This is a genomic window from Cyclobacterium sp. SOCE241, from assembly GCF_056867545.1.
Window position 1 is genome coordinate 2,545,227 of sequence record NZ_CP149779.1, and the last position, 11,310, is coordinate 2,556,536.

Below are 11,310 nucleotides of genomic sequence, written 5' to 3' on the forward strand. Positions count from 1 at the left end.
TAAATTTTCCAATAAAAATCAATAAAAGTGGTTTTGTCAATAAAAATGGTGACAAACTGATAGCGTGCAGAAACATGAATAAATTAAATTTAAATTTTTTAGTTTGGTTTTTCACCTTTACTATCTTCTTGGGAGTTCCCATAGGAGAGGCTTATGCTCAGAAGAAACTTAGTCGAAAAGAACGGAAGGCAAAAGAAAAGGAAATGATGGCCAGTAGGTTGTTTATTGAGGGACAGAAAAACCTCATGCTTGACGATTATGAAAAGGCCTATTTCTACTTTTTAAAAGCCTTAGAGTTTAAAGAAGAGGAAAGTGCTATTCATTTTAAACTTTCCCAAATGATGGTACGCGCCAAACAGTATGAAAAGGCTTTATCCTATGGACAAAGGGCACTAGAATTGGATCCTGATAATAAATATTACCATTTACAAATAGCAGAAATCTATAATAGTCAGAACAAAACCAAAGAAGCAGCCGGAGTTCTAGAAAATTTAATGGCCAAGGAGGGCAATTATAGACAATATATCCTAGATCTTGCTTCTTTGTATTTAAAACTTCAGGACCTTGACAAAGCATTGGAAGCTTTAAATAAAGCAGAGGAGTATTATGGAGTAGTGGAGCAATTGACCGCTCAAAAACAGCGAATTTACCTCAAGAAAAATAACCTGGAAATGGCAATTAAGGAAGGCGAAAAGCTTCTTGAGGCCCATCCGGGAAATTCAAGGTATGTTCTATCTTTGGTAGATATTTTGTTCAACAATAACAAGAAGAATCAAGCCTTGGAATTGGTATTATCTACCTTATCGTCCTACCCTAATCAACCGGACATTAAAATGGCGGCGTATAACTTGTACAAAGACCGTAATGAAAATCAACTGGCAAACAAATATTTGAAAGAGGCTTTTGCCAACCCGGATTTGGAAGGCATTGTTAAAGCAAAAGCATTTTCTGATATCCTAACACAAATGCAAAACACTTCAAGAGATCAATTACTGGACAGCCTTTCCAAACCTTTAGAGACTTACCATCTCAATAATCCCGAAACCCTGATCGCTTTGGGAGACTACCGGCTACAGCAAAAGGATGCCAAAAAAGCCATAAATTATTATTCCAAAGCTGTAAACATAACTCCGGAAAACGAACAACTATACCAACAATTGATTCCATTGATGTTTGAAAACCAAGAACCTTTTGAGGAGATCGCTGAGATTGCTTCAAAGGCTACAGAAAATTTCCCTGAAAGTGCTGTGTTTTGGTTTTATTTAGGCACTGCGAAGTCTGCCAGCAAGGAAAATGAAATGGCCAAATCTGCATTAGAAAAATCAATCGAATTAAATAACACTTCAAACCCCCAGTTGGCCATGATGGCAAACTCCCAATTGGGAGATGTGCTCTATAGTTTGGGAGAAAAGGAAAAGGCTTTTTCAATCTATGAAGAAGTTTTGTCGCAAAACGCAAATAATGAGCATATATTGAATAATTATGCCTATTTTCTCTCCTTAGAAAAAAAGAATTTAGAGAAAGCACTGAACATGTCGCAAAAGTTGGTCAAAAAATATCCTGATAACCCAACTTATTTAGACACACATGCATGGGTATTGTTTCAGTTGGACAGGTATGAAGAAGCCCGTCCTTTTATGGAAAAAGCATTGGAAAAAGAAAGCGAACCAAGTGGGGTAATGTTTGAACATTATGGTGACATCATGTACAAGATTGGAGAGAAAAAATAGCGCTAGACTACTGGAAAAAGGCCATGTCTATGGAGGACACCTCTGAATTTTTGGCACTTAAAATCAAAAACAAAACATACTATGAGTAAAGCGAAAATATTGACCTACTTTTTGGGGATGGTGATGCTTTGGTCTTGTGCAAGAAAACCCATGTCTTATACAGCAGATAAGACCATGGATGAATTCAACCCCAATTACCTGGACTTCAACTACCTTACTGCAAAAGGAAGAATAACCCTAGAGGAGCAGGATGGAAAAATAACCAAGGGTGTATTAAACATTCGGGTGAAAAAAGACAGTGTCATTTGGTTCAATATGTCTCCTGGCTTAGGAATAGAAGCCCTTCGAGGATTCATAAGTACTGACAAAATAAAAATCAGGGACCGTATCAACGGCCAGAGAATTGACATGGACTACGCTGAATTTCAAAAGAAATATGGTGTTCCTTTATCTTTTTCTTTGTTCCAAAACTTGCTTTTCGCCAATTTACCTCATGAATTCAGTTATAGAGACCGGCTGGTAAGGGTAGGAAAATCATTTATCTTAAATCAAGAAAGAGAGAACATAAAATACGAAACCAATATTGATGCAGGTCATGGTAAAGTTACTCAACTTGAAAGTGAAGCTTCCCAAACCCGGAGCGGAAGTCTAGAAGCTTCCTATATGGATTTTCGAGAAGTTTCCAATCAACCTTTTCCCTACCAAGCCATTATCAAAATGGTATTGAGCTTACCGGACAGGCCAAAAACAAACTTTTTCTTAAATGTAGAAATGATCAAAGTAGAATTAACGGATGCCCCACTTAATTTCCCATACAATTTTTAGCCCATTGAGCAAAGTCAAAGTACTTTGCCTCATTTTAATAATACTCTTTGGGTTGGGATCAACCTCTTTCTTAACTGCTCAAATCACTGCCGATAGAGCTAAACTTGAGAAAGAGAAAATTGCTATACAAAAAAGGTTAAGGGAATTTGATAATGTATTACGCAAGACAACAGATGAAAAAAGTTTCCGTAAGGCAATTACGTGCAGTAAATCAAAAACTTCAGGAAAGAGAAAAATTTATTGCTACTATCAATAAAGAACTGCGCTTGGTCAATACGGAAATTAATAAAACATCCGCTCATATAAAAAGATTGAGTGAGGAGTTGGAACTGCTAAAAGAAGAATATGCTCAAATGATTTATACCTCCTATAAATTAAATCAAGGAGTAAACCTCATTACTTTTATATTCTCTTCTGCCACTTTTAAGCAATTTTATATGCGACTAAAGTACTTAAAACAATACAGTGACGCGAGAAAAAAGCAGGTAGAGCAAATGGAAAAAATCAGCTTGGAATTGGCTGAAAAGCACGAAGCTTTAGAAATACAGAAAAAGGATCAATTAAAAGTACTTACCGAAGAGCAAGAGCAAAAAAAGAATTAGATCAACTTAGGGAAGAGCAACAAAGAATGGTCAATACTTTAAGCAAAAAAGAGGAGGAGGTTAAAAAAGAAATTGCAGCGACAAAGAAACAGCAAGCTGAGCTCAATCAATTGATTAAAAATGTAATAGCAGAAGAAATTAGGTTGGCCAAAGCAGCCGAAAAGGAAGCTGAACAACCTAAGGCAGAAAGTCCGGATGCAAAAGCCTTACCGACAACTCCTAAGGTTAAAAAACTCTCAGCCTCTTTTGCTAGCAACAAGGGAAATATTCCATGGCCTGTGGACAACGGATTCATTTATAAAAAATATGGCACCTACCCTCACCCCACGCTAAAAGGTATTACTGAGACCAATGATGGCATTGACATTCAAACCACCAATAATGCTCCGGTAAAATCTGTTTTCCCGGGAACAGTTACTAAGATCACCACCGTTCCCGGAATGGGAGGGACAATTATCATCAAACATGGAGAATTTTATACCATGTATAGTCGACTAAAAACCATTAATGTAAAATCAGGTGAGGAAGTGCAATCCAATACTGTAATTGGACACGTATATTCAGATGAGGATGGATATTCAGAACTTCATTTTCAAACATGGAAAGGGCTTCAGGTAATGAACCCAAGCATTTGGCTTTCTAGTAAATAATGGTTAAATTTTAGTATATTTACAAAAAATAATTACAACATGCTTTATTTCCTTTGCGTTAGAAAAGCACAATCATATATTTGTAACAATTTCAAAATCAAAATAAGCATATCATGAATACATTGGCTTTTATACAAAATATCGGAGGAGGATCACTAGTGGTCATCGTTCTGGTAGTTATCCTTCTTTTGGGGCAAAAAGAATTCCTGAACTAGCGAGGGGACTCGGTAGAGGTATCAGAGAATTTAAAGATGCTACCAAAGAAATTCAGGATGATTTGGAAGAAGGACTGAAAGACGACAACAAAAAAGCAAACAAATAATAAGTTGGAAAAATTTCGTTCATTCGATGAGATAAGGAAATCGCTGGAGAAAAAGGAAACTGATTGTAAGGCGATTGTAAAATATTACTTAAGCAAAATTGAAACGAAGGCGCAACTTAACGCCTTCGTTGAAGTTTATAGCCAATCTGCATTAGAGCAGGCGGCAGCTATTGACGAAAAAATAGCCGCTGGGAAAGCTGGAAAACTTGCGGGTATGGTAATAGGCATTAAGGATGTTTTGTGTTACAATGAACATGAATCAAATGCCTCAAGCAAAATCTTGGAAGGTTTCGAATCTCAGTTTACCGGCACTGCAGTGCAGCGCTTAATAGATGAAGACGCCATCATTATTGGCAGGCTAAACTGTGATGAATTTGGCATGGGCTCCTCCAATGAAAATTCGGTTCATGGTAAAGTCCTCAATGCCATAGATGAAACCAGAGTTCCCGGAGGTTCTTCTGGTGGATCGGCAGTCGCTGTTCAAGCCAATCTTTGTTCAGTATCCCTAGGTACGGATACAGGGGGATCTGTGAGACAACCGGCAGCTTTTACCGGAGTCATTGGCATTAAGCCTACTTATTCTAGGGTTTCCAGGTTTGGGCTTATTGCTTATGCATCTTCTTTTGATACCATAGGTGTCTTTTCAAACAATGTAAAAGACAATGCCTTGGTTCTAGAAACCATGGCAGGACCGGATGATTATGACAGCACTTCTTCTAGAAAACCTGTTCCGGCGTATAGCAAATTATTGCATTTCGATAAACCGGCCAAAATCGCGTACTTAAAAGAAACGGTACATTCAGAGGCATTACAACCGGAAATCAAAGCCAATACGCTAAACGTTCTGGAAAAACTGAAGGAAGAAGGCCATAAAGTAGAAGAAGTCAATTTCCCTCTGCTAGACTATGTGCTTCCTACTTATTACATCTTGACAACGGCAGAAGCAAGTTCAAATCTTTCTAGGTTTGATGGTGTTAAATATGGCTATAGAACGCCTAATGCCCATAACTTGGAAAGCATGTACAAACTTACACGTTCAGAAGGGTTTGGTGAAGAAGTAAAACGTAGAATTATGCTTGGGACCTTTGTATTAAGTGCAAGTTATTATGATGCGTATTTTACAAAAGCCCAAAAAGTAAGGAAACTTATCAAGGATTATACGGAAGACTTATTGACAAAATATGACTATATTGTCTTACCGACAACGCCTAGTACTGCCTTTAAATTTGGTGAACATTCCAACGACCCTGTTGCCATGTATTTGGAAGACTTGTTTACAGTACAAGCGTCAGTATCCGGAGTCCCTTCCATTTCCATACCAAACGGAAAGGATGATAAAGGTTTACCTATAGGGCTTCAAATCATGACCAATTCATTTAAAGAAGCTGAATTATATGCTTTTGCCAATTATTTGACAGCAGCAGCATTTAATAAATAAAATATGAGGATAAAATCTTTCTATATTATAGTAGTGATTTTGGTATTGACCACGTCTTTTGGAAGCGTGGCAATGGCTCAAGAAAAACATTGACTGTCTCAAACGACCCTTCGGGTAATGAGACAGTCATGCCTTATTATGACTACGAACATATACCGGATTTTACTTATGAAGAGGTAGAACAACGTATTGCTGAAATGGATACGGACATGCCTTTTGAACTCAATGAAACTATTTTTGCATTTATAAATTATTTTACCGTAAGGAATAGAGAATACACCCGAATGGTCCTTGAAAGACAAGGGCATTTTTTCCCAATGTTTGATACGTACCTTTCAGCCCACAATATGCCGAAAGACATCAAGTACTTATCTATCATTGAGTCCGGTCTAAACCCCAAAGCACGTTCCCGAGTTGGGGCCATGGGCCTATGGCAATTTATGCCGGCTACAGGAAAAGATTTCAAGCTATATTACAACAGTCACGTAGATGACCGTTTAGACCCTGAACGTTCAACAGAGGCAGCAGTTCGTTACCTCAAAGCATTGAATAAAAGGTACAACAATTGGGAACTGGCCCTAGCTGCTTATAACTGTGGTCCCGGAAATGTAAATAAAGCCATTAGGAGATCAGGCGGGAAACGGACTTTCTGGGAAATTTACAGATATCTCCCAAGAGAAACCAGAAGTTATATCCCACAATTTCAAGCCATCATGTATGTCTTGAGATATGCTGAAGAACACAACTTGGTACTAGAGGAGCCTTCATACCCTATGGCCTATGAAAAAGTCGATATGGGGAATGGTTATTCCTTAGAAAGCTTTGCCAAACATACCGGACTTTGCATCGAGGACCTAGAATACCTCAACCCCTCATTGTTAAAGGGTAAGGTACCGGAATTTGGAAAAGCCATCAGTATCAATGTCCCGAAATCAGGTCATGAATTTATTGTCGCCAATCATGACGCCATAAAAGACTCATTGAAAATTGAGAACCAAAAATACTTGGCCAGCCTACCGGAAAAAAGACCAACTGAACCCCTGCACAATGTTACTTATAGGGTGAGAAGTGGTGATGTCTTGGGTAAAATCGCCCAAAGATACAATGTTTCTGTCAGTCAACTTAAATCATGGAACGGACTGTATTCCAATACAATAAAAATAGGGCAAGTTTTACATATTTATCAAGACAAGTCAAGCTTTGAGAAAAACTTAGCTAGCTCCGAAAGCATCTCTACCAATACCAACGGGGGAAAAATGTACACCGTTCAGCCGGGTGATTCCCTTTGGTTAATCTCAAAAAAACTGGAAGGTGTAACCATTGATCAGCTCAAGAAATTGAACAACCTGAACAATAATCAAATCAAACCCGGTCAAAAATTGATCATTGGATAATTTTCAAACTAATTTCTTAATTATTTTTTTTGAGTTGCAATAATTATATCTAAATTAGGCTTGAACAAAAACAAACGAACTATTATGAGTTTAAGATTTTGCATTATAGCCTTGTTTTCTGCTATGGCTTTTGTCGGATGTCAAAACGATTCGACAAACAATTCTGATAGCAATAAACCTAAAGCCAGGGGTACCCTTGGAGAGATAATTTTGGTAATAGATTCCGCCAAATATGCGGGCCCTGTTGGGGATGCCTTAAAGGAGATTTTTGAATCGGATATTGAAGGTATTATAAGGGAAGAATCCATGTTTTATATGAGAAAGGTGGATCCCAGAAAAATGACTCGCATGTTAAGGATGGCATCAAACATAATATTTGTTACCACCTTTGATGACAAGCGACCCGGAAGTAGAACGGTAGCCAATCAATTTTCTCCTGAATCAATTGAGAAAAGTAGAGCAGATTCCTCATTATTTATGCTGCGAAACAAGAATGAGTTTGCCGTTGGCCAAGAGGTAATTTATTTATTTGGTGAGAATGAAGAAGAGTTGATTACCAATGTGAAAGCCAATAAGGATTTGCTACAAAGTATCTTTTCTAATAAAGAAAAGGAAATTTTGAGCAAAGCACTCTTCAACCGCATAAATGGAGAAGGCGTTTCGAAGGTGGCCGAAAAATTTGAAGTGGCAGTGAAGCTTCCGGCTTCTTACCAATTGGCAAAGGAAGGAGAGGATTTTTTATGGTTTAGGCAGCCTACAATCGGTGTTGACAAACCGGATATTAGCTTATTTTTCTACCAAACGACATATGAGGATGAATCTCAGGTTTTTCCGGAAAACATTATTAAGTTAAGGAATGAAATAACCAAACCTAATATTTTTGGTGATCCTGATGTGCCCGAATCCTTCGTAATCATTGAAAAACAGATTCCACCGGCTTTCAAAAACATTAGAATTGATGGTCAGTATTCCGTAGAAATGCGAGGATCATGGAAAACCAATAATTTAACAATGGGTGGTTCATTTCTATCTTATACGGTAGTAGACGAAGCCAAAGGAAAGATTTTCTATATGGATGGATTTGTATATTACCCTAATGAGGCCCATAGGGCATCAATAAGAGAAATTGAGACCATTCTTCAAGCCACAAAGTTTGAGCTGGAATCTGAATCAACATCAAAATAACCGGAATTTTATTTCCCTTGCGTAATGAAGATTAGAAAAGAGGATGCATTAAATTATCACGAATTCAAGAAACCGGGGAAAATTGAGGTAGTCCCAACAAAACCACTTTCCAGCCAACTTGATTTGGCATTGGCGTATTCTCCCGGGGTTGCGGAGCCATGTACAGCCATCCAACAAAGTCCTGAAAAAGTTTATAAATACACTGCCAAGGGAAATTTAGTTGCCGTGATCTCAAACGGTACAGCTGTTTTAGGTTTAGGGAATATTGGTCCTGCTGCATCCAAACCTGTGATGGAAGGAAAAGGGGTACTATTTAAAAAGTTTGCAGGGATAGATGTGTTTGACCTGGAAATAGATGAAAATGACCCGGAGAGGCTTATCCAAACCATTCGTTCTCTGGAACCTACTTTTGGAGGCATCAATTTAGAAGATATCAAAGCCCCAGAATGTTTTATTATTGAAAAAAAGCTTAAAGAATTAATGAATATTCCTGTCATGCATGACGACCAGCATGGCACAGCAATCATATCCGGAGCGGCGCTTTTAAATGCCTTGGAAATGATTCAAAAGAAAATAGAAAACATTAAATTGGTGGTCAGTGGTGCTGGAGCTGCAGCAGTATCATGCGCAAGGTTTTATATAGGCCTAGGTGTTAAATATGAAAATGTAGTCATGTGTGACATCGATGGGGTCATACGAAAAGATAGAGAAAGCCTCTCAGATATTCATCGATTGTTTGCTACAGAACGCGACCTTCATACCATTACTGAGGCCATGAAAGGTGCGGATGTGTTTTTAGGCTTATCGGCCGGCAATATAATTAACCAAGACCAAATCAGGTCCATGGCTAAAAACCCTATTGTATTTGCTTTGGCTAACCCTACACCGGAAATTAGCTACGAGTTAGCAATGGCTGCCCGAGAAGATATCATAATGGCCACCGGGCGCTCTGATTACCCCAATCAAGTTAATAATGTGATCGGTTTTCCATATATCTTCAGAGGAGCTCTCGATGTAAGGGCTACAGGAATAAATGAGGAAATGAAGCTTGCAGCTGCCCTAGCCATTGCTGATTTAGCCAAACAACATGTTCCGGACATTGTCAATAAGGCATATGGTGAGACCAAATTGGCCTTTGGGAAAACTTACCTTATCCCCAAGCCTTTGGATCCAAGATTAATTACCACCATTGCTCCCGCAGTTGCCAAAGCAGCCATGAAATCAGGTGTAGCCAAAACCCATATTGAAGATTGGGATGCCTATGAACTAGACCTTCAGGAAAGGATCGGTATTGACCAACGCTTGATGTCTCGGGTGGTGACCAGGGCTAAAAAGGACCCTAAAAGGGTGGTATTTGCAGAGGCTGATAATCCCAAAATTTTGAAAGCCGCTCAAATAATGCGGGATGAAAAAATTGGTATCCCTATTTTACTTGGTAATAAGCAAAAAATAAAAAACTCATTGCTGCCAACTCCTAGATTTAGAGGATGTCACAGTCATCGACCCTAGTGAAAATAAATCAAAATTAAAGCAATATGGACAATTGCTTTATGACAAAAGGAAGCGAAAAGGCATGACCCTTTATGAAGCCAAAAAGCTCATGAAGGAAAGAAATTATTTCGGAGCAATGATGGTGGAAGTAGGTGAAGGAGATGCTCTAATTTCAGGATTAACAAAAGATTATCCAAGAACCATCCTACCCTCTTTGCAAGTGATCGGTGTAAAAAATGGCGTGGATAAAGTTGCGGGTATGTATATCATGAATTCTGACAAAGGACCACTATTTTTTGCTGACACCACGGTAAATGAAAACCCAACTGCTGACGAATTGGTAGAAATAATCGGCTTGACAGCCAATGGAGTCCGTTTCTTTGATATAGAGCCTACTATTGCTATTTTATCTTACTCTAATTTTGGCTCAGCCAAAGGTAAGGTACCTATTAAAACAGCATTGGCTACCGCTAAGGCCAAGGCACAATTCCCCGACTTGGTTATAGAAGGCGAGATGCAGGCCAATGTAGCCTTAGATGAAGGTATTCAAAAAGAAAATTATCCTTTCAGCTCATTGATTAATCATAAAGCCAATACCTTAATATTTCCGGATCTGGCATCCGGAAATATTGCCTATAAGTTGGTCGCAGAGATTGGAAATTCTGAAGCCATAGGTCCAATTCTTTTGGGCATGAACAAATCAGTGCATATTTTACAGTTAGGTAGTTCTGTAAGAGAGATTGTCAACATGGTAGCCATTGCAGTAGTGGATGCCCAAACAACAGCCGGTGAATGATTACTTATCTAAAAGGAAAACTAGCATTCAAAGACCCGACACATGTCATCATCGATGTTCATGGCATTGGATATGAAGTAAAAATATCTTTAAATACTTTCGGGAAAATAGAAGATAAAGAAGAGATCATGCTTCATACTTACCTGCACATTAAAGAAGATGCTCATACCCTTTATGGGTTCAAGGAAGCTTCTGAAAAAAGCTTTTTGAATCTGATCTCTATTTCAGGTGTTGGTGCAAGCACCGGTTTAATGATTCTTTCTAGCCTGACTGTACCGGAACTCGAACAGGCCATAAGTGCAGGTGACCACCCGACCATTCAGCGAGTTAAAGGGATCGGTGCCAAAACAGCGCAAAGGATTGTTTTGGAACTAAAAGACAAAATTTTAAAGGATGGAATTGCTTCACCTGAGGAGTCACTCAGGGCTTTGTACAAAACAGCAATAAATTAAAACAAGAGGCGTTACAAGCTTTGATTACCTTAGGCTTCACTAAGGCCCAAGCAGAGAAAAATATCATGACTGTTTTGAAAAAAGTGGTCCGGATGTTTCCTTAGAAGCATTAATTAAAGCATCTTTAAAGTCATCATCATAATATAACTACGTTGGTCTTTACTTTCTCAAATATTTTTTGGAGAAAAAAGTCATTGCAACACTATCCTACTTCCCTATCAGGACTGTTTTTTATAGTGTTAATGATGTCTTTATCGAGCGTATATGCCCGCCAATCACCAACTTCTACCCCATCTGACACAATACCTAGTTTGATGGATACCTTAAATAAAAGAAGGTCTCTGCCCTCCTTTTTATTGTGGGACAATTTAAATACCAAACCACTTTATCCCTACCAAAACCCTTTTTGAGAAGGGATTCTCCAT

8 protein-coding genes and 3 pseudogenes are annotated in these 11,310 nt (G+C 38.4%); 10 read left to right on the forward strand and 1 reads right to left on the reverse strand.

Features of this window, described 5'->3' with window-relative positions:
- Window positions 1-74: 74 nt before the first annotated feature.
- The 10 genes and pseudogenes from WG932_RS12655 (at window position 75) to ruvA (ending at window position 11,027) form a co-directional block, all read left to right on the forward strand.
- On the forward strand, window positions 75-1,730 hold the full coding sequence (locus tag WG932_RS12655; protein WP_483088196.1) for a tetratricopeptide repeat protein: 1,656 nt from the start codon (window positions 75-77) through the stop codon (window positions 1,728-1,730).
- An 81-nt stretch (window positions 1,731-1,811) separates the two neighbouring features.
- Window positions 1,812-2,555, forward strand: a complete 744-nt coding sequence (lolB1, locus tag WG932_RS12660) for a lipoprotein insertase outer membrane protein LolB1 (protein ID WP_014018527.1) — start codon at window positions 1,812-1,814, stop codon at window positions 2,553-2,555.
- A gap of 152 nt (window positions 2,556-2,707) precedes the next feature.
- Window positions 2,708-3,157, forward strand: coding sequence for a hypothetical protein (locus tag WG932_RS12665; RefSeq protein WP_483088197.1), 450 nt, complete (start codon window positions 2,708-2,710; stop codon window positions 3,155-3,157).
- Between the two features lie 26 nt (window positions 3,158-3,183).
- Entirely contained in the window at window positions 3,184-3,807 is a 624-nt protein-coding gene (locus WG932_RS12670; protein ID WP_483088198.1) for a murein hydrolase activator EnvC family protein, read from the forward strand.
- 113 nt (window positions 3,808-3,920) lie between these two features.
- Window positions 3,921-4,129 (forward strand): annotated as a pseudogene (locus tag WG932_RS12675) (Sec-independent protein translocase subunit TatA/TatB).
- A 4-nt stretch (window positions 4,130-4,133) separates the two neighbouring features.
- Complete coding sequence (gene gatA / locus WG932_RS12680; protein ID WP_483088199.1) at window positions 4,134-5,567, forward strand: Asp-tRNA(Asn)/Glu-tRNA(Gln) amidotransferase subunit GatA; 1,434 nt, start codon at window positions 4,134-4,136, stop codon at window positions 5,565-5,567.
- An 89-nt stretch (window positions 5,568-5,656) separates the two neighbouring features.
- Window positions 5,657-6,961 (forward strand): lytic transglycosylase domain-containing protein, encoded by a 1,305-nt coding sequence (locus tag WG932_RS12685; protein WP_483088200.1) that lies wholly within the window; start codon window positions 5,657-5,659, stop codon window positions 6,959-6,961.
- A gap of 84 nt (window positions 6,962-7,045) precedes the next feature.
- Window positions 7,046-8,146, forward strand: a complete 1,101-nt coding sequence (locus tag WG932_RS12690; RefSeq protein ID WP_014018532.1) for a DUF4837 family protein — start codon at window positions 7,046-7,048, stop codon at window positions 8,144-8,146.
- Between the two features lie 24 nt (window positions 8,147-8,170).
- A pseudogene (locus WG932_RS12695) lies at window positions 8,171-10,433 on the forward strand (NADP-dependent malic enzyme).
- Window positions 10,430-11,027: pseudogene (ruvA, locus tag WG932_RS12700) on the forward strand (Holliday junction branch migration protein RuvA). The pseudogenes WG932_RS12695 and ruvA overlap by 4 nt, the downstream one beginning before the upstream one ends.
- A gap of 60 nt (window positions 11,028-11,087) precedes the next feature.
- Here ruvA and WG932_RS12705 read toward each other — a convergent pair.
- Window positions 11,088-11,252, reverse strand: coding sequence for a hypothetical protein (locus WG932_RS12705; protein WP_242067804.1), 165 nt, complete (start codon window positions 11,250-11,252; stop codon window positions 11,088-11,090).
- Between the last annotated feature and the right edge of the window lie 58 nt (window positions 11,253-11,310).